Here is a 17,953-nt window from a genome sequence, read left to right on the forward strand (position 1 = left end):
AGAAAGTCGATGAAACCGCGGCTTCAGCGCGCGAGCTGCCAGGGCTGGCCGACGTTGGGGGCCAGGTGCGCGCCGGTGAGCCAGTCCCACTGGACATTCGGGTTGTGGTAGGGGTCGTGCTCGAAGCGATCGATCCACTTGGTGCTGGCATGCGCCTGCTCGCGCGCTGCCCGCTGCTGCTTCTCTTCGGAAACATGGTCGTGCCCGCGCGAGGCGCTCTCCAGGTGCAGCAGCGACGCGAACGGCGTGCAGATGTTGCGGTAGCCCGCATCGTTCACCTTCAGGCACAGGTCGATGTCGTTGTAGGCCACCGGCAGGTGCTCGCCGTCGAAGCCGCCCACCTGCTCGAACACCGCGCGCCGAACCGCCAGGCAGGCGCCCGTGACCGCCAGGTAGTCGCGCGTGCCGGCGAGCCGCCCGTCCAGGCCGGTGTCGGTGGCACCGTCGGTGCGGCAGACATGCATCGCCAGCGGGCCGCTCTGCAGCATGACGCCGGCGTGCTGGACCGTGCCGTCGCCGTACAGCAGCTTGGCGCCCACGCAGCCGATGTCCGGCCGCATGGCCTCGCCGACCATCTCCCTGAGCCATCCGCCGTCGAGGATCTCGATGTCGTTGTTCAGGAAGAGCAGCACCTCGCCGGTCGAGGCCTGCACGCCGACATTGTTGATGCTCGAGAAATTGAAGGGGCCGGGCACGCGGAGCACGCGCACGCGAGGGTCCGCGGCCAGTTCGGCGAAGAGGGACAGCGTGGCCGGCTCGACGCTGTCGTTGTCGAGGATGAGGACTTCGAAATCCGGATAGTCCGTCTTGCGCAGCAGGCCGTCCAGGCAGGTCCTCACCAGGTTGGCGCGGTCGCGCGTCGGCACGAGCACGCTGACCCGTGGCGCGGGGCTGGGCAGGGGACGGCGGACATGGTTGACGAACTCCGCGATCGGCGAGGGCAGCACCTCGGCCGCCACGCCCGTCTGCCGGAACGCCGCTTCAGCCGCCACCCGCCGGGCCGCCGCCGCATAGGCCTCGAAGGCCTGCCGCGTGTCGCCCGCATCCATGATCGGCGGGACCTGCCGGTGGTACAGCACCGAGGGAATATGGCGCACCCGGCTGCAGGGCAGCGGCATGGCCACCCTGCAGTGCAGGTCGTAGCCGGCGGCCGGTTCGAATTCGGCGCGAAAGCCCCCGGCCGCCAGGACGTTGTCGCGCTTCATCACGCACAGGCCGTCCAGCAGGTCGAAGCCGAGCTGCGCCTCCGGATCCCATGCCGACTTGAAGCGCGGCTTGCATCGCGCCTGGCCCTCGGCGATCCAGTCTTCGTCCGCATAGACGACGGCCGCATCGGGCCATTTGGCGAGCGTGAACTGGATCGACGAAACGGCCTGCGCAGCGAGCCGGTCGCCCGAGAGGATCACGCCGAACCACGGTTCGGCCGTGTGCTCGAGCGCGAGCTGCTGCAGTTCAAGCCGGCTTGCCGGTGCGCTCGCCGCCACCAGCCGCACGTTGATCGAATCGCGAACGAACAGGAGCGCCTGGCTTGCCGCTTCGGCGCGCGAAGGGTCGCAGGTCACCACCACGTCGAAGCGATGGCACAGCTGCGCGGAAAGCGAAGTCAGCGTGCTGCGCAACGCCTCGTCGCTGCCGCTGTCGGCGATGGCGAAGGTCAGGCCCTCGCGGTACGGAAGATTCTCCAGCTCAGAGCGAAGCGCCGGCTGCTCTGCCTTGTGGCGGGACGCTTCCTCGCGTGTCCACGCGCTGTAGGCGGTATCGGTGAAGGCAGAGAACCGGCACGCCGCCGCCCATTGGGCGTATCGCGCTTGATCGATAGGCAAATCTTTCCCCCTACTCTGCAAAGAGATGGCACAACCCTTGGGGCTTGCCGGCATGCAGAGCCCCCCATCAATTCAGAATAGCGACGCGAAAGATCGGTTGGGTAACAATCCCCTTAACATTTGTTGCGGGCAGGTTCCCGTGTGTGCATTCGTTACATGCCCGGGAGCCGTTGGGGGCCTTCCTTCCGGGGGAAGCCAGGAGCGGTCAGCAAGCGGTCAGTGACCTTTCGTAGCCGTTCGGATTGCCCTGCTGCCAGCGCCAGCTGTCGGCGCACATCTGGTCGAGTCCGCGGTGCGCGCGCCAGCCGAGCGTGGCCTCCGCCAGCGAGGGATCGCCCCAGTACGCGGGCACGTCGCCGGGCCGGCGCGGACCGATTTCATAAGGCAGCGGACGTCCGCTCGCGCGCTCGAAGGCATGCACCACCTCCAGCACGGAGGCGCCGCGGCCGGTGCCGAGGTTCAGCGTGACCAGCCCGGCGTGGTCCTGCGCATGCCGAAGCGCCGCCACATGCCCTTCGGCGAGGTCCATCACATGCACGTAGTCGCGCACGCCGGTGCCGTCGGGCGTGGGGTAGTCGTTGCCGTGGATCAGCAGCTTGTCGCGCTGCCCCACGGCCACCTGGCAGACGAAGGGCATCAGGTTGTTCGGCTTGCCCTGCGGGTGCTCGCCGATGAGCCCGCTTTCATGCGCGCCCACCGGGTTGAAGTAGCGCAGCAGCGCAATGCGCCAATCGGGCTGCGCGCGGTGCAGGTCGGCCAGCGCTTCTTCCACCATGCGCTTGGAGCGCCCGTAAGGGTTGGCCGGCCTGCAGGGCGCGTCTTCCGGAATGGGCGAGTGGTCGGGTTCGCCGTACACCGTGGCGGACGATGAAAAGATCAGCGTCCGCACGCCCGCCTGCTGCATGGCCGAGGCGAGCACGAGGCTGCCGTGCACGTTGTTGTCGTAGTAGGTGAGCGGGTCGGCCACCGAGTCGCCCACGGCCTTGAGGCCCGCGAAGTGGATCACGGCCGCAAAGCGCTCTTCGCCCAGCACGCGGTCGAGCAGCGCCCGGTCGCGCACGTCGCCCTCGATCAGCCGCGGCGCGCTGCCGGTGATCTGCCGCAACCGCTCCAATACCCGGATGTCGCTGTTGCCCAGATTGTCGAGAATGACCGGTGTGTATCCGGCCGCGGCCAGCGCGACGCAGGTGTGGCTGCCAATGAAACCTGCACCACCTGTCACCAGAACGCTTTTTGGGGCCATGAGAACTCTTGCTTGGTTGAATGGGCCGATTCTGTACGAGCTTTCCCGGGGCCGGTTTGCGCGCGCTCACTGCGCGGCCCTGTGCGAGAATCAATTGATTACATCTTTGCACGCGCTTCCATGCAGAACGAAGAGACAAGCTATCCCGGCATAGAAACCCAGACCGAAACGCTGACGCCCGTCGCGCCGGTCCGAAAACGCCCCAAGCCCGGGGAGCGGCGCGTGCAGATCCTGCAGGCGCTGGCCGCCATGCTCGAGCAGCCCGGGGCCGAGCGCGTGACCACCGCGGCACTGGCCGCGCGGCTCGACGTCAGCGAGGCCGCGCTCTACCGCCACTTTGCGAGCAAGGCCCAGATGTTCGAGGGCCTGATCGACTTCATCGAGCAGAGCGTCTTCACGCTGGTGAACCAGATCCTCGAGCGCGAAGGCGCAACGGGCGCCCAGCAGGCCGCAAGAATCCTGACGCTGCTCGTGCAGTTTGCCGAGCGCAACCCCGGCATGACGCGCGTCATGGTGGGCGATGCGCTGGTGTTCGAGAACGAGCGCCTCCAGCAGCGCATGAACCAGTTCTTCGACAAGATCGAGGCCACCCTGCGCCAGGTACTGCGCGGGGCGGCCGCCGCGGACGGCTCGGCCACCCCGAGCGTGGACGCGCAGGTGCGCGCCGCGGCGCTCACGGCCTTCGTGGTCGGGCAGCTGCAGCGCTTCACGCGCTCGGGTTTCCGCCGGGCGCCGTCGGAGCACCTCGAAGCCACGATCGCGCTGATCGTCTAGAGCCTCGGGCGGCCTTCGGCGGGCCGCCTATCGAGGCGATAGCTCAATGTGATGCAGCAAGGCTGCATTCATTGACAGAATGCATGGGCCCCTACAACTCCAGAGGAAAGCCCACCCATGACCGACTCCCGCAAGCTCACCACCGAAAACGGCGCGCCCGTCGAGAACAACCAGCAGTCGCAGACCGCTGGCCCCGGCGGCCCCGTGCTGATGCAGGACCACAACCTGATCGAGAAGCTTGCGCGCTTCGACCGCGAGCGCATTCCCGAGCGCGTGGTGCACGCCCGCGGTTCGGGCGCCTTCGGCACCTTCGAAGTCACGGCCGACGTGTCCAAATGGACCAAGGCCAAGTTTTTGAGCCAGGTCGGCAAGAAGACCGAGGTGCTCGCGCGCTTCTCGACCGTGGCGCTCGAGCTCGGCTCGGCCGACACCGTGCGCGATCCGCGCGGCTTCGCGCTCAAGTTCTATACCGAAGACGGCAACTACGACCTGGTCGGCAACAACACGCCGGTCTTCTTCATCCGCGACCCGCTCAAGTTTCCCGATTTCATCCACTCGCAGAAGCGCGATCCCTACAGCCACGTGCAGGAGCCCAACAACGCCTGGGACTTCTTCTCGCATTCGCCCGAAGCCACGCACCAGTTCACCTGGCTGTTCGGCGACCGCGGCATTCCGAAGAGCTACCGCCACATGGACGGCTTCGGCTCCCACACCTTCCAGTGGGTGAACGCCAAGGGCGAGGCCTTCTGGGTCAAGTACCACTTCAAGACCCACCAGGGCATCGAGACCTTCGTGGCTGAAGAGGCGCAGCGCGTGGGCGGCGAAAACCCGAACCACCACCACCTCGACCTGCTGCATTCCATCGAGCGCGGCGAGTTCCCGAGCTGGAAGGTGCAGGTGCAGATCATGCCCGTGGCCGAAGCGCAGACCTACCGCTTCAATCCCTTCGACCTGACCAAGGTCTGGTCGCACAAGGACTATCCGAAGATCGACATCGGCATCCTCACGCTCAACCGCAATCCCGACAATTACTTTGCCGAGATCGAGCAGGCTGCGTTCAACCCGGCCAACTTCGTGCCCGGCATCGGCCCCTCGCCCGACAAGATGCTGCAGGGCCGGCTGTTCAGCTACGGCGACACGCAGCGCTACCGCCTGGGCATCAACCACACGCAGCTGCCGGTGAACCGCCCGCATGCGACCACGGCGCAGAACTACGGCCGCGACGGCGCGATGCGCGGCGACGGCAACGGCGGCCGCGGTCCCAACTACGAGCCCAACAGCTTCAGCGACGCGCCCAAGCAGAGCAACGAGCCGGTCTACGCGCCGCTCGAGATCCACGGCTGGACCGGCAGCCACCAGTGGCAGCAGCACCCCGAGGACAACGACTTCGTGCAGGCCGGCGACCTCTACCGGCTGATGGACGAGGAAGCGAAGCAGCGCCTGGTGAACAACATCGCGGGCGGCCTGGGCGCGGTGACGCGGCAGGACATCATCGACCGTTCGGTGAGCTACTTCCGCCAGGCCGATGCCGACTACGGCGCGCGGCTCGACAAGGCCATCAAGGCCGTGCAGGCGAAGCTCAAGGGCGAGGAAGTGAGCGTGCAGGTCGGCAAGCCGGCGCACGACGCAAGCCGCAGCTGATCCGCGGCGTACCCTGGGTACCCAGGGTACTGCGCGCGGCCGGGCATCGCGCTCGACTTGCCTTGTTGCGAAGCGTAGGATCAGCGCCCCCCTTGCCGCTGAGTCGCGGCGACAAGTTCCGTGTTCGTGTGGCTTCTGAACGGAGGTTCGTATGAGCTATCACCTGGAAGGTCGCCTGCTCGAGGTATGCAACTGCAACGTCCTGTGTCCCTGCTGGATCGGCGAGGACCCTGACAACGGCACCTGCGACACCATCGTCGCGTGGCGCATCGACAAGGGAACCATCGACGGCGTCGATGTCGGCGGCAACACCATCGCGGCCGTGGCGCATGTGCCCGGAAACATCCTCGAAGGCAACTGGACGGCGGCGATCTTCGTCGACGACAAAGCCTCCAAGGAACAGGAAGAAGCGCTGCTCAAGGTCTACACCGGGAAGGCCGGCGGGCCGATCGCCGACCTGGCCGCCCTCATCGGCGAGGTCGTGTCGGTCGAGCGGGCGCCGATCCGCTTTACCGTGAACGAAGGCAAGGGCGAGCTGGAAATCGGCAAGGACTACTACGCCGAGCTCGAACCCTACCGCGGCGCCACCGGCGGGCAGACCACGCTTTCCGACACCGTGTTTTCCACGGTTCCGGGCGCGCCGGTGTTCGTCGGCAAGGCGCCCACCTACCGGTCGAAGAACCCCGCCCTCGGCATCGACCTAGACATCAAGAACCACAACGCCCTGCAGAGCACCTTCGTCTTTGATTCATGAACCCCGCGGCCGGCTTGCCGCCGCGCAACGTCATCCGCCACCGCCGCGTGTTCCTGCCGGTTCTCGTCGCGCTGGCCGCGCTTGCGTGGATGGCGCTGTGGGCCTGGGCGCGCAGCCCTTACGGGCGCTACCTCGAACACGGCGACTGGACCGTCTCGGGGCCGGCCGCGTTCCTGTGCCAGGCCATTCCCGCCGGCGGCGTGATCGTGCCGGCGGTCCTCTATGCGGTGGCGTGGATCCTCATGACCATGGCCATGATGCTGCCGACCACGCTGCCGCTGTTCAGCGCCTTCGACCGCCTGACCGCGGGGCGCCCGGACCATGCACGCCTGCTCGTGATGCTGGGGCTCGGCTACATGGCCGTGTGGGGTGCCTTCGGGCTGCTGGCACACGGGCTCCACAGCGGGGTGCTGGCGCTGCTCGCGAGCGCGCCCACGCTGGCCTGGCACGGCTGGGTGATCGGCGCCGCGACCATCGCGCTGGCCGGCGCCTTCCAGTTCAGCAGCCTCAAGCACAAGTGCCTCGAGAAGTGCCGCACGCCGCTCAGCTTTGTCATCGAGCACTGGCGCGGCCACGCGCAGGCCCGCCAGGCGTTCGCGCTGGGCACGCACCACGGCCTGTTCTGCGTCGGCTGCTGCTGGGCGCTGATGCTGCTGATGTTCGCGCTCGGCACCGGCAGCCTCGGCTGGATGCTGCTGCTGGCCGCCGTCATGGCGCTGGAAAAGAACGTTCCCTGGGGCCACCGCCTGAGCGCACCGCTCGGGTTCGCGCTGCTGGGCTGGGCCGTCTTCATGGTGGCGGCGCATGTCTGAAGCCATGTCCGAAGTGCGCCGCGCGCCGTCCACGCTGCAGACCGTCGCCCTGACCGCGGTGGCCATGGTCGCGTTCGCGGCCAATTCGCTGCTGTGCCGGCTCGCGTTGCAGCAGCAGGGCATCGATCCGGCCAGCTTCGGCAGCATCCGGCTGGTTTCCGGTGCGCTGACGCTCGCGCTCGTCGTGCAGTTCCGGGCACGACCTGCCGCGCCCGGCCGTGCCGACTGGCTCGCGGCCGCCATGCTGTTCGCCTACGTCGCGTTCTTTTCCTTCGCTTACCTGAGCCTCTCCGCGGGCACGGGCGCGCTGATCCTGTTCGGCGCAGTGCAACTCACGATGCTGGGCGCGGGCCTGGGCTCCGGCGAGCGCTTCGGGCCCGTGGCATGGCTCGGCTTCGTGCTGGCGGCCGGCGGGCTCGTCTACCTGGTGCTGCCGGGCGTTGCGGCGCCGCCGCTGCTCGGCGCCGTGCTGATGGCCATCGCGGGCGTGGCATGGGGCGTGTATTCGCTGCGCGGCCGCGGCGTGCCCGATCCGCTGGCCGCCACGGGCCGCAACTTCATGCGGGCCGTGCCGCTGGCCCTGGCGCTGAGCCTTGCCTTCATGATGCGCGCCCATGCGGATGCGACCGGCATCGCGCTGGCCGTGGCCTCCGGCGCATTGACCTCGGGCCTCGGCTATGTCGTCTGGTATGCGGCGCTGGCGCGTCTTTCGGCCATGCAGGCGGCCACCGTGCAGCTGTCGGTGCCGCTGCTGGCTGCGTTCGGCGGCGTGCTGCTGCTGTCGGAGGCGATCACGCCGCGGCTGGCGGCTGCCTCGGTGGCCATCCTGGGCGGCATCGCGATCGTGCTGAGCCAGAAGTCGCGCAAGGCGCGGCGCTAGAAGCGCGGGCCTTTACGCGGCGACCGCCACGCCCACCTTCGTTCCGGCCGCGACGATCTCGCCCCAGGTCGCATCGTCCAGCCAGATGCCGTCGCGCTCGCGTGCCGTGCGTGCGGCACGCTCCGGTTCGCCGGCGATCTGCACCTGGTCGAAGCCGGCGCCCGGCGGGCTCTGGCGCAGCCACTCGACGAAGGCCGTCGCCTCCTGCGCGAAGCTGGCCTGGGTTCCCAGCTTGGCGGGGTCGATCAGGATCGTCAGCATGCCGTTGAGCACCGTGCGTGCGGTGTCGGCCGGGCGGTGCCAGGTGCCGCCACCGGTGAGCGCGCCGCCCAGCAGCTCGCAGGCCATCGCCATGCCGTAGCCCTTGTGCTCGCCGAAGGTCATGAGCGCGCCGAACAGGCCGTTGGCCTGCGGCACCACCACCACGCCGGGGTCGTTGGTGGGCGCGCCGCGCTCGTCGATCAGGTAGCCGTCGGGCACGCGTTCGCCCTTGTTGTGGGCCACGCGCATCTTGCCCTGCGCCACGCGGCTGGTGGCAAAGTCGAGCAGGAAGGGCTCGGCCCCTGCCAGCGGAATGCCGATGCAGCAGGGGTTGGTGCCGAAGCGCCCGTCGCCGCCGCCCCACGGCGCCACCACGGGCCGCGACAGCACGTTGACGAAGTGCATCGAGACCAGGCCTTCGGCCGTCGCCATTTCGGCGAAGTGCCCGATGCGGCCCAGGTGGTGCGCATTCGCGAGCGTGAAGATGCAGCTGCCGTGCTGCCTGGCCCGTTCGATGCCGAGCGCCATGGCCTGCACGCCGACGATCTGGCCGTAGCCATGCTGGCCGTCGAGCGCGAGCAGCGTGCCGATGTCGGTGTTGACCTTGACCGCGGCATTGGGCACGAGCCCGCCTTCGGCCACCGCATCGACATAGCGCGGCAGCATGCCCACGCCATGCGAGTCATGGCCGCTCAGGTTGGCCAGCACCAGGTTGGCGGCCACCTGCGCGGCTTCGGCCGGCGTGCTGCCGGCGGCTTCGAGGATGCGGGCGCATTGCGATCGCAACGCTGCGGCGGGAACGGTCTTGGGCATCAGTTGACTCCATGGGTTTGATCAGGGGCCGCGGCCCATTCGTGAAACACCGCGGAACCGGCTTTGCCGGGCCGCTGGTGTTGCCCCCGGAGAGGGGGAGGGCGAAGCGACACGAAGTGCGCGCAGCCTGGGGGTGAGCTACATCACCGCGCCGACTTGCCACGGCACGAATTCGTTCTGGCCGTAGCCATGTTTCTCACTCTTCGAAGGTTCGCCGGAAGCCGTGGCCAGCACCAGTTCGAAGATGCGCTGGCCCATCTCCTGGATCGAGCTGGTGCCATCCACGATCTCGCCGCAGTTGATGTCCATGTCCTCTTCCTGCCGCTGCCACAGCGCCGAGTTGGTCGCGAGCTTGAGCGAAGGAGAGGGCGCGCAGCCGTAGGCCGAGCCGCGCCCGGTCGTGAAGCAGATGAGGTTCGCGCCGCCCGCGACCTGCCCGGTGGCGCTCACGGGGTCGTAGCCCGGCGTGTCCATGTAGACGAAGCCGTGCGCCGTGACCGGTTCGGCGTATTCGTACACCGCCTCGAGATTGCTGGTGCCGCCCTTGGCCACCGCACCGAGCGATTTTTCGAGGATGGTCGTCAGGCCGCCGGCCTTGTTGCCCGGCGAGGGGTTGTTGTTCATCTCGCCTTCGTTGATCTCGGTGTAGTGCTCCCACCACTTGATGCGGTCCACCAGTTTCTGGCCGACCTCGCGCTTGACGGCGCGGCGCGTGAGCAGATGCTCGGCGCCATAGACCTCGGGCGTCTCGCTCAGGATGGCCGTGCCGCCGTGCGCCACCAGCAGGTCGACCGCCGCGCCGAGGGCCGGATTCGCGCTGATGCCGGAGTACCCGTCCGAGCCGCCGCACTGCAGCCCGATCGTGATGTGCGCCGCGCTGCAGGGCTCGCGCTTGACCGCGTTGGCGCGCGGCAGCATCTCGTTGATCAGCGCAATGCCCTTCTCGACCGTCTTGCGCGTGCCGCCGGTGTCCTGGATGTTGAAGGTGCGGAAATTCTCGCCTTCGGCCAGGTGGCCGGTCGCGAGCCAGGCATTGATCTGGTTCGCTTCGCAACCCAGGCCCACCACCAGCACGCCCGCGAAGTTGGGGTGCGTGGCATAGCCCGTGAGCGTGCGCTCCAGGATCTGCATGCCCATGCCCTGCGTGTCCATGCCGCAGCCCGTGCCGTGGGTGAGCGCCACGATGCCGTCGACATTCGGGTAGCCGGCCAGCGCCGACGGATTGGTCTTGCGCGAGAAGTGGTCCGCAATGGCGCGCGCCGCGGTGGCCGAGCAGTTCACGCTCGTGAGCACGCCGATGTAGTTGCGCGTGGCCACGCGGCCATCGGCCCGCCTGATGCCCATGAAGGTGGCCTCGCGCTTCGCGGGCGCGGGCTTCACGTCGGCGCCGAAGGCGTAGTCGCGCTCGAAGTCGCCCTTGTCGGGGCCCATGTCGAGGTTGTGCGTGTGCACGTGCTCGCCGGCTGCGATCGGCTTGCTCGCGAAGCCGATGATCTGGTTGTAGCGGCGCACCGGTTCGCCGGCGGCAATGGCGTGCGTCGCCACCTTGTGGCCGGCGGGAATCAGGCCGCGCACGGCAAAGTCTTCGACCTTGGCGCCGCCGACCAGCTGGCTGCGCGCGATCACGACATCGTCGGCGGGGTGAAGACGGATAAACGGGGTCATGGATGAATCTCCTGGATCTCATGGGGAACACCGCGGAACCGGCTTTGCCGGGCCGCTGGTGTTGCCCCCTGCAAGGGGGTTGGCGAAGCGACACGAAGTGCGCGAAGACTGGGGGTGTGCGTCATTTCTAGAAGAACATTTTCGGCAACCACAGTACCAATGAAGGTACGTAGGTGATCACCACCAGCGCCAGCAGCAGCGGAATCAGCCACGGCAGGATTGCCATGGTCGTGCGCTCGAAGCTCAGGCCCGCCACGCGCGCCAGCACGAACAGCACCATGCCCATTGGCGGATGCAGCAGGCCGATCATCAGGTTCAGCACCATCACCAGGCCGAAGTGGATCGGGTCCACGCCCAGCTGCGTGGCAATTGGCAGCAGGATCGGCACCAGGATGGTGATGGCCGCCGTGGGCTCCAGGAAGCAGCCCACGAACAGCATCAGCAGGTTGGCCAGCAGCAGGAACACCCAGGCTTCCTTGGTGAAGCCCAGCACCCAGCTCGCGATGTCGGTGGTCACGCCGGTGGCGGTGAGCATCCAGCCGAAGATCGACGCGGCCGCCACGATGAACAGCACGGTGGACGTGGTCTCGATGGTGTCGAGGCAGACCTTGACGAACATCTTCCACGACAAGGTCTTGTACCAGGCGAAGCCCAGGATCATGGCCCACACGCAGGCGGCGATCGCGCCCTCGGTGGGCGTGAACAGGCCCGTGCTCATGCCGCCGATCAGCAGCACCGGCGTCATGATGGGCAGCAGCGCTTCGAAGCGGAAGATCCGGTCGAGCACGAACAGCGAAGCCAGCCCCGCAAACACCGTGAGCTGCGGCGGCGTGCCCAGCTTGGCCACCAGCAGCCACATCAGGAGCGGCCAGCCGATCACCACGGCGAGCTCGCACATGGCCTTGAAGAAGCGCGTGCTCGAGAACTTGACGTCGCCGCCCCAGCCGTTGCGGTGCGCGAAATAGGCCACCGTGAGCATCATCAAAATGGCCAGCAGTGCGCCGGGCAATATGCCCGCGAGGAACAGCGCCCCCACCGACACGTTGGCCATCATCCCGTAGATCACGAAGGGCAGGCTGGGCGGAATGATCGGACCCAGCGTGGCCGACGCAGCCGTCACGCCCACGGCGAACTCGGTCGAATAGCCGTGCTCCTTCATCGCCTTGATCTCGATCGTGCCCAGGCCCGCGGCATCGGCAATGGCGGTGCCGCTCATGCCCGCGAAGATCACCGAGCCGAGCACGTTCACGTGGCCGAGCCCGCCCTTGAGCCAGCCCACCAGCGCGAGCGCGAAGTTGTAGATGCGGGTGGTGATGCCCGCGTTGTTCATCAGGTTGCCGGCCAGGATGAAGAAGGGCACCGCCAGCAGCGGAAAGCTGTCGATGCCGCTCACCATGCGGTGGATCACGACGAAGGGAGGCAGGCTGCCGCTCGCCACGATGTAGGCCAGCGAGGCGCCGGCCATGGCCACGGCCACCGGAATGCCGCCCGCCATGAAGACAAGGAAGAATATTTTCAGCATGCAGTTGTTCTCTTCGGGCTCATCAGCGGTCGGCCAGCGTGGACTCGGGGCGTTCGAGCACGCTGTAGCCACGCTTCCAGTGGATGCGTGCCACCTGGACCGAGCGCCAGGTCATCGCGATGAAGCCGAACAGGCACAAGCCGTAGACGATGTTCATCGGCGCATCGACGATGGTCATGCGCGTGGTGTTGCCGATCTTCAGCATCATCTGCACCGTCATGACCACGGCCGCGGCAAAGAACACGGTGCGCAGCACGTCGACCGCGCGCGACATCCAGCGGCCCATGGCCGCCGGCATGTGGCGGTAGAAGAAGTCGACCTGGATCTGGTTGTTCTTCGCGACCCCGATGGCGGCGCCGATGAAGACCACCGCAATCAGCATGTAGCGCGCGACCTCCTCGGTCCATGCGGCCGAGTCGTTCATCACGTAGCGCGTGACGAACTGGTAGAACACCGTGAGCGCGAGCATCCAGAAGATCGCGAGCGAGATCCAGCCTTCGGCGATGGTGTGGGAAAGGTCGACGGCCTCGTCTTCGGCATGGAAATGCCCTTCGTCGTCGATGATCTTCGGTTCAGTCATGCCGGCGCCCTGGGTTTACTTGATGCTCACGATGCGGTCGTAGTCCTGCTGGCGGTAGCCGTGGTCCGTGGGCTTGGTGTTCTTCAGCACGGCTTCGCGGAATGCGGCCTTGTCCACGGTGATCACGTTGTTGCCGCGCTTCTTGAACTCCTCGGTCAGGCGGATTTCCGAGGCGATGATCTCGCGGCCGGTCTTTTCGGCGGCCTCCTGCATCACGTCGGTGAAGATCTTCTTCTCGTCGGCCGAGAGCTTGCCCCACAGCTGGCCGGAGACCACGGTCAGCAGCGAGTCGATGATGTGGCCCGTGAGCGAGATGTTCTTCTGCACCTCGAAGAACTTCTTGGCCTCGATGGTGGGCAGCGGGTTCTCCTGCGCATCGACCGTGTTGTTCTGCAGCGCAAGATAGACCTCGGCGAATGCGATGGGCGTGGCGTTGGCGCCCAGCGCCTTGGGGAAGGCCAGGTAGGCCGGTGCGTCGGGCACGCGGATCTTCAGGCCCTTCATGTCTTCGGGCTTGGCAACGGGCCTCGCGGCGCTCGAGGTGACATGGCGAGCGCCGTAGTAGTTGAGCGCCGTGATGTGGTTGCCGCTCTTGTCGTCGTAGCCCTTGGCCAGCTCCTGGAACACATCGCTCTTGGCGTACTTCAGCAAATGCTCCGAGTCGCGGAAGATGAACGGAAAGTAGGTCACGGCCAGCGGCTTGTAGGTGTTGCCCGCAAAGCTCGCGCCGGTCAGCACGATGTCGACCGTGCCGAGCGTCAGGCCCTGGTTGATGTCCGACTCCTTGCCCAGGCTGGAGGCCGGGAACACCTGGATGTCGTACTTGCCGTTGGTGCGCTTCTTGATTTCTTCCGCGGCCCACACCGAGTACTTGTGGAACGGCTCGGAGGTCTCGTAGACGTGCGCCCACTTGAGCTTGGTCTGTGCACCGGCGATGCCGGCAGTGCCCAGCGCGGTGGCCGCCAGGGCGCAAGCGGCGATGGCCTTGAGGGTGTTGCGTTTGCTGTTCATCGGTTTGTCTCCGTTGTAGTGATGGGGTGAAGAAGTTGCTGGCAGTTCAGGACGAGGCTTTTTTTGCGCGGCGCCAGCTCGCGCTGAATCGTTGGTGCGAGTTGTCCATGTGGGCGTGCATGGCGGCGCGCGCGGCCTCGGCATCGCGCGCCGCCACGGCGTCGCGGATGGCCTCGTGCTCGGCAATGGCCGAGCGCCAGGAGACCACCGTCTCGAAGTAGCCGCCCAGGCGAGTGAAGATCGGGCCGTTGCGCGAATCCCAGAAGCTCTGCACCGTTTCCACCAGCACGGCGTTGCCGCTGGCGTTGACGATGGCCACGTGGAATTCGCGGTCGCCCTCGAGCGGCAGTATTTCGCGGTCGGCGAGCCCGCGCATCGTTTCGATGGCGCGGCTCATGGCGTCGATGTCCTTGCGTTTGCCCACGGCAGCCGCGATGGCGGCGGTCTCGCCCTCGATCACGCGGCGCGCGCGAATCAGCTCCAGCGGGCCCCATTCGGTGGGCGCCACCGGCTTGCTCGCGCGGTGCGAGCGGTCGAGCACGTACACGCCCGAGCCCGTGCGAACCTCGACCCAGCCCTCGACCTCGAGCGCGATCAGCGCCTCGCGCACCGAGGGCCGGCTCACGCCGAGCTGCTGGGCCAGGTCGCGCTCGGCCGGCAGCCGTGCGCCGACGGCAAACTCGCCCTTGCCGATCAGCCCGCGGAGCTGGTCGGCAATCTGGCGATAGAGGCGCTGGGGTTCGACGGTCTGGAGCGGCACGGGCGGTGGGGTTAAGGGTTGTCCTGAATTGGACAAGTGGTAAGGCCAATTCAGAATACGATCCGCACCGCGCCGCTGCCATCGGGCCAAACCCTGAACGCTGAACGGCCGGTGCACCACTTTCCAAGGAGACATGCATGAGACTCAAGGGCAAGACCGTGCTCGTGACGGCGGCCGGACAAGGCATCGGCCACGCGAGCGTGCTCGCCATGGCCGCCGAAGGCGCGCAGGTGTGGGCGACCGACGTGAACGAGAAGCTGCTCGAGCGCTACGCGGGCGTCGCCAACGTGCGCACGGCCAGGCTCGACGTGCTCGACAAGGACGCGATCGGCGCCTTCTTCAAGAGTCTTCCCGCGCTCGACGTGCTGTTCAACTGCGCCGGCGTGGTGCACAACGGCACCGCGCTCGAAGCCACCGACAAGGACCTCGAATTCGCCTTCGCCCTCAACGTGCGCGCGCAGTTCTGGACCATCCAGGCCGCGCTGCCCGGCATGCTGGCCGCGGGACGCGGCAGCATCATCAACATGGCGAGCGTGTGCTCCAGCATGAAGGGCTTGCCCAACCGCTTCGTCTACGGCACCACCAAGGCCGCGGTGCTGGGCCTGACCAAGAGCGTGGCGGCGGACTTCGTGTCGCGCGGCATCCGCTGCAATGCGGTGTGCCCGGGCACGGTCGACACGCCCTCGCTCGGCGAGCGCATCAATGCCAACGAGGATCCCGAAGCGGCGCGCAAGGCCTTCATCGCGCGCCAACCCATGGGACGCCTCGCGCAAGCCGAGGAAATCGCGCCCGTGGTGGTGTTCCTGGCGAGCGACGAATCGGTGTTCGCCACCGGCCAGGCCTTCACGGTGGACGGCGGCATCACCATATGAACCAGCTCGACTTCGCGGGCCGCCACGCAGTGGTGACCGGCGGCGCGGCGGGGCTGGGCTACGGCATCGCCGAGCGGCTGGTCGCATCAGGCGGCAGCGTCACGCTCTGGGACCGCGACGAGGCCGCGGCCACCAAGGCCGCAGCGGCGCTGGGCCCCAAGGCCTTCGCGGTGAAAGTCGACGTGGCGCAGCAGCCTTCCGTCGCCGCCGCCGTGGCGGCCACGCTCGCGCATGCGCCGCGCATCGATGCGCTGGTCAACAGCGCCGGCATCACCGGCCCCAACACGAAGCTCTGGGACTACCCGGTGGACGATTGGCGCCAGGTGATGGAGGTCAACATCAACGGCGTGTTCCTGTGCTGCCGCGAAGTGGTGGCGCAGATGCGTACGCAGGGCTCCGGCCGCATCGTCAACATCGCCTCGGTGGCCGGCAAGGAGGGCAACCCGAACGCCAGCGCCTACAGTGCGAGCAAGGCCGCCGTCATCGCGCTTACCAAGTCGCTGGGCAAGGAGCTGGCCGATACCGGCATCCGCGTCAACTGCGTGACGCCCGCGGCGGTGAAGACCGCCATCTTCGACCAGATGACACCGGAGCACATCGCGTTCATGCTCTCGAAGATTCCCATGGGCCGCTTCGGCACGGTGGAAGAGGTGGCCGCGATGGTCGGCTGGCTCTGCACCGAGGATTGCTCGTTTTCCACCGGCGCCGTGTTCGACCTGTCCGGCGGCCGCTCCACTTATTGATCAATCAGTCTCCCCAAGAAAGGACCACATGAAACTCGTTCGCTATGGCAACCCCGGCAAGGAAAAGCCCGGCCTCATCGATGACAACGGCCAACTGCGCGACCTGAGCGCGCTGGTCAAGGACATCGGGCCCGAGCAGCTCGGCGACGCCGCGCTTGCCAAGCTGCGCAAGCAGAAGGTCGACAAGCTGCCGCTGGTCAAGGGCAAGCCGCGCTTCGGCAGCCCGGTGGCCAACGTCGGCAAGTTCATTGCCATCGGCCTGAACTACGCCGACCACGCGGCCGAGTCCGGCCTGCCGATTCCGAAGGAGCCGGTGGTCTTCATGAAGGCCACCAGCTGCATCCAGGGCCCGAACGATCCGGTCATGCTGCCCAAGAACTCGGTCAAGAGCGACTGGGAAGTCGAGCTCGGCGTGGTCATCGGCACGCGCGCGCGCTACGTCTCGCAGAAGGATGCGCTCAACTTCGTGGCCGGCTACTGCACCATCAACGACGTGAGCGAGCGCGAGTTCCAGATCGAGCGCGGCGGCACCTGGGACAAGGGCAAGGGCTGCGACACCTTCGGCCCGATCGGCCCTTGGCTCGTGACGCGCGACGAAGTGCCCAACCCGCAGAAGCTGTCGATGTGGCTCGACCTCAACGGCAAGCGCATGCAGACCGGCAGCACCAAGACGATGATCTTCAGCATCGCCAAGATCGTGAGCTACCTGAGCCAGTTCATGACGCTCCTGCCCGGCGACGTCATCACCACCGGCACGCCGCCCGGCGTGGGCCTGGGCATGAAGCCGCCGCTCTATCTGAAAAAGGGCGACGTGATGACGCTGGGCATCGAAGGCCTGGGCGACCAGCGCCAGGAAGTGGTTCCGTTCAAGCTGTAAGCCAACAGGCGAGCAGCCAGGAAACGGCGTGTCGGGCATTGGCCCGGCGCGCCGTTCTTGTTTGTGCACTCGCGGTTTTAAATGTCCCATTGACAGAACATTGAAACTGCAAAAACATCAAAGGCATGTCGCAAATGCCTTTGCCGAAGTACCACCAGATCTACCTGGTCCTGCGTGAGCAGCTGCACGAAGGCCGTTTCGCGGAGGGGCTGCCCGGCGAGCTTGCGCTCATGGCGCAGTTCAACGTGGCGCGCGTCACGGTGCGGCGCGCACTCGAGCAGCTGTCCTCCGAAGGCCTGATCGCGCGCAACCCGGGGCGCCGCACGCGCGCGCTGCCGCCCGGGCCCGCGGGCGAAGCGAACGGCAGCGGCAACAGCATGGAGCGCGCCAATCTGCGCGGCCTGCTCGAGAACCTGGTGACGATGGGCCTGCACACCTCGGTGAAGGTGATCGAGGTGGCCACCATCACGGCCTCCACCCAGGTGGCCGAGGCGCTGCAGCTGAAGCTGGGCGATCCGGTGCAGAAGGCGGTGCGCGTGCGCTCCACCAAGGAGGGCCCGCTCTCGCACATCACCACCTACGTGCCCGACACGATCGCGCGCCGCTTCGGCCGCCGCGAGCTGTCGAAGAAGCCGATCCTCGTGCTGCTCGAGGAGTCGGGCGTCAAGGTGGGGCGCGCGCACCAGACCATCTCTGCGCGGCTGGCCGACAGCCTGATCGCGCAGCACCTCGACGTGTCGGTCGGCTCGGCCCTGCTCGCGGTGCGCCGCCTGATCTACGACGAGGACGAGCGGCCCGTGCAGTGGCTGCACGGCCTCTACCGCCCCGACCGCTACACCTACGAAATGCAGCTCTCCCGCGTGGGCGGCATTGACGCGAAGGTGTGGGTCAGCAAGGACGTGTCAGCCAAGTTCAACTGAAG

General features: G+C 67.2%; 17 protein-coding genes. 9 read left to right on the plus strand and 8 right to left on the minus strand.

Going from position 1 to position 17,953, the window contains the following annotated elements:
• Positions 1 to 23: 23 nt before the first annotated feature.
• On the minus strand, positions 24 to 1,823 hold the full coding sequence (locus RZE77_RS03565; RefSeq protein WP_319440724.1) for a glycosyltransferase family 2 protein: 1,800 nt from the start codon (positions 1,821 to 1,823) through the stop codon (positions 24 to 26).
• 205 nt (positions 1,824 to 2,028) lie between these two features.
• Entirely contained in the window at positions 2,029 to 3,066 is a 1,038-nt protein-coding gene (gene galE / locus RZE77_RS03570) for a UDP-glucose 4-epimerase GalE (protein ID WP_319440725.1), read from the minus strand.
• Between the two features lie 120 nt (positions 3,067 to 3,186).
• Here galE and slmA point away from each other — a divergent pair, with 120 nt between their 5' ends.
• The 5 genes from slmA to RZE77_RS03595 all read left to right on the plus strand — a co-directional run bounded on the left by slmA (position 3,187) and on the right by RZE77_RS03595 (position 7,927).
• Positions 3,187 to 3,840, plus strand: a complete 654-nt coding sequence (gene slmA, locus RZE77_RS03575) for a nucleoid occlusion factor SlmA (protein WP_124959796.1) — start codon at positions 3,187 to 3,189, stop codon at positions 3,838 to 3,840.
• Positions 3,841 to 3,957: 117 nt separating this feature from the next.
• Positions 3,958 to 5,481, plus strand: coding sequence for a catalase (locus tag RZE77_RS03580; RefSeq protein ID WP_319440726.1), 1,524 nt, complete (start codon positions 3,958 to 3,960; stop codon positions 5,479 to 5,481).
• Between the two features lie 151 nt (positions 5,482 to 5,632).
• Positions 5,633 to 6,235, plus strand: coding sequence for a DUF1326 domain-containing protein (locus tag RZE77_RS03585; RefSeq protein ID WP_319440727.1), 603 nt, complete (start codon positions 5,633 to 5,635; stop codon positions 6,233 to 6,235).
• Complete coding sequence (locus RZE77_RS03590; protein ID WP_319440728.1) at positions 6,232 to 7,047, plus strand: DUF2182 domain-containing protein; 816 nt, start codon at positions 6,232 to 6,234, stop codon at positions 7,045 to 7,047. Before RZE77_RS03585 ends, RZE77_RS03590 begins: the two co-directional genes overlap by 4 nt.
• Complete coding sequence (locus RZE77_RS03595; RefSeq protein ID WP_319440729.1) at positions 7,040 to 7,927, plus strand: DMT family transporter; 888 nt, start codon at positions 7,040 to 7,042, stop codon at positions 7,925 to 7,927. Before RZE77_RS03590 ends, RZE77_RS03595 begins: the two co-directional genes overlap by 8 nt.
• A gap of 12 nt (positions 7,928 to 7,939) precedes the next feature.
• On the opposite strand, the gene RZE77_RS03600 is transcribed toward RZE77_RS03595, so the two are convergent.
• The 6 genes from RZE77_RS03600 to RZE77_RS03625 all read right to left on the minus strand — a co-directional run bounded on the left by RZE77_RS03600 (position 7,940) and on the right by RZE77_RS03625 (position 14,539).
• On the minus strand, positions 7,940 to 9,001 hold the full coding sequence (locus tag RZE77_RS03600; RefSeq protein ID WP_319440730.1) for a malate/lactate/ureidoglycolate dehydrogenase: 1,062 nt from the start codon (positions 8,999 to 9,001) through the stop codon (positions 7,940 to 7,942).
• A gap of 138 nt (positions 9,002 to 9,139) precedes the next feature.
• Positions 9,140 to 10,666, minus strand: a complete 1,527-nt coding sequence (locus RZE77_RS03605) for a UxaA family hydrolase (RefSeq protein WP_319440731.1) — start codon at positions 10,664 to 10,666, stop codon at positions 9,140 to 9,142.
• A gap of 127 nt (positions 10,667 to 10,793) precedes the next feature.
• Positions 10,794 to 12,188: a TRAP transporter large permease gene (locus RZE77_RS03610; RefSeq protein WP_319440732.1), complete on the minus strand. Its 1,395-nt coding sequence runs from the start codon at positions 12,186 to 12,188 to the stop codon at positions 10,794 to 10,796.
• A 22-nt stretch (positions 12,189 to 12,210) separates the two neighbouring features.
• Positions 12,211 to 12,768, minus strand: coding sequence for a TRAP transporter small permease (locus tag RZE77_RS03615; protein ID WP_124959788.1), 558 nt, complete (start codon positions 12,766 to 12,768; stop codon positions 12,211 to 12,213).
• A 15-nt stretch (positions 12,769 to 12,783) separates the two neighbouring features.
• On the minus strand, positions 12,784 to 13,779 hold the full coding sequence (locus RZE77_RS03620; protein WP_319440733.1) for a sialic acid TRAP transporter substrate-binding protein SiaP: 996 nt from the start codon (positions 13,777 to 13,779) through the stop codon (positions 12,784 to 12,786).
• 46 nt (positions 13,780 to 13,825) lie between these two features.
• Positions 13,826 to 14,539: a FadR/GntR family transcriptional regulator gene (locus RZE77_RS03625; RefSeq protein WP_319440734.1), complete on the minus strand. Its 714-nt coding sequence runs from the start codon at positions 14,537 to 14,539 to the stop codon at positions 13,826 to 13,828.
• 137 nt (positions 14,540 to 14,676) lie between these two features.
• On the opposite strand from RZE77_RS03625, the gene RZE77_RS03630 reads away from it, so the two are divergent.
• The 4 genes from RZE77_RS03630 (at position 14,677) to RZE77_RS03645 (ending at position 17,951) form a co-directional block, all read left to right on the plus strand.
• Complete coding sequence (locus RZE77_RS03630; RefSeq protein ID WP_319440735.1) at positions 14,677 to 15,411, plus strand: SDR family oxidoreductase; 735 nt, start codon at positions 14,677 to 14,679, stop codon at positions 15,409 to 15,411.
• Entirely contained in the window at positions 15,408 to 16,154 is a 747-nt protein-coding gene (locus RZE77_RS03635; protein WP_319440736.1) for an SDR family NAD(P)-dependent oxidoreductase, read from the plus strand. Before RZE77_RS03630 ends, RZE77_RS03635 begins: the two co-directional genes overlap by 4 nt.
• 28 nt (positions 16,155 to 16,182) lie before the next feature.
• Positions 16,183 to 17,031, plus strand: a complete 849-nt coding sequence (locus RZE77_RS03640) for a fumarylacetoacetate hydrolase family protein (RefSeq protein WP_012745943.1) — start codon at positions 16,183 to 16,185, stop codon at positions 17,029 to 17,031.
• 134 nt (positions 17,032 to 17,165) lie between these two features.
• A complete protein-coding gene (locus RZE77_RS03645) occupies positions 17,166 to 17,951 on the plus strand; it encodes a GntR family transcriptional regulator (protein WP_319440737.1) in 786 nt (261 codons plus the stop codon).
• The last annotated feature ends 2 nt before the right edge of the window (positions 17,952 to 17,953 follow it).

Source organism: Variovorax sp. SPNA7 (genome assembly GCF_033807855.1).
In the GTDB taxonomy this organism is placed as follows: Bacteria; Pseudomonadota; Gammaproteobacteria; order Burkholderiales; family Burkholderiaceae_C; genus Variovorax; species Variovorax beijingensis.

Coding starts and splice junctions, on each gene's coding strand:
- RZE77_RS03600 (WP_319440730.1), bottom strand. CDS start 9,001: ATGCCCAAGACCGTTCCCGCCGCAGCGTTGCGATCGCAATGCGCCCGC.
- RZE77_RS03610 (WP_319440732.1), bottom strand. CDS start 12,188: ATGCTGAAAATATTCTTCCTTGTCTTCATGGCGGGCGGCATTCCGGTG.
- RZE77_RS03580 (WP_319440726.1), top strand. CDS start 3,958: ATGACCGACTCCCGCAAGCTCACCACCGAAAACGGCGCGCCCGTCGAG.
- RZE77_RS03605 (WP_319440731.1), bottom strand. CDS start 10,666: ATGACCCCGTTTATCCGTCTTCACCCCGCCGACGATGTCGTGATCGCG.
- RZE77_RS03635 (WP_319440736.1), top strand. CDS start 15,408: ATGAACCAGCTCGACTTCGCGGGCCGCCACGCAGTGGTGACCGGCGGC.
- slmA (WP_124959796.1), top strand. CDS start 3,187: ATGCAGAACGAAGAGACAAGCTATCCCGGCATAGAAACCCAGACCGAA.
- RZE77_RS03640 (WP_012745943.1), top strand. CDS start 16,183: ATGAAACTCGTTCGCTATGGCAACCCCGGCAAGGAAAAGCCCGGCCTC.
- RZE77_RS03630 (WP_319440735.1), top strand. CDS start 14,677: ATGAGACTCAAGGGCAAGACCGTGCTCGTGACGGCGGCCGGACAAGGC.
- RZE77_RS03595 (WP_319440729.1), top strand. CDS start 7,040: ATGTCTGAAGCCATGTCCGAAGTGCGCCGCGCGCCGTCCACGCTGCAG.
- galE (WP_319440725.1), bottom strand. CDS start 3,066: ATGGCCCCAAAAAGCGTTCTGGTGACAGGTGGTGCAGGTTTCATTGGC.
- RZE77_RS03645 (WP_319440737.1), top strand. CDS start 17,166: ATGCCTTTGCCGAAGTACCACCAGATCTACCTGGTCCTGCGTGAGCAG.
- RZE77_RS03590 (WP_319440728.1), top strand. CDS start 6,232: ATGAACCCCGCGGCCGGCTTGCCGCCGCGCAACGTCATCCGCCACCGC.
- RZE77_RS03585 (WP_319440727.1), top strand. CDS start 5,633: ATGAGCTATCACCTGGAAGGTCGCCTGCTCGAGGTATGCAACTGCAAC.
- RZE77_RS03620 (WP_319440733.1), bottom strand. CDS start 13,779: ATGAACAGCAAACGCAACACCCTCAAGGCCATCGCCGCTTGCGCCCTG.
- RZE77_RS03615 (WP_124959788.1), bottom strand. CDS start 12,768: ATGACTGAACCGAAGATCATCGACGACGAAGGGCATTTCCATGCCGAA.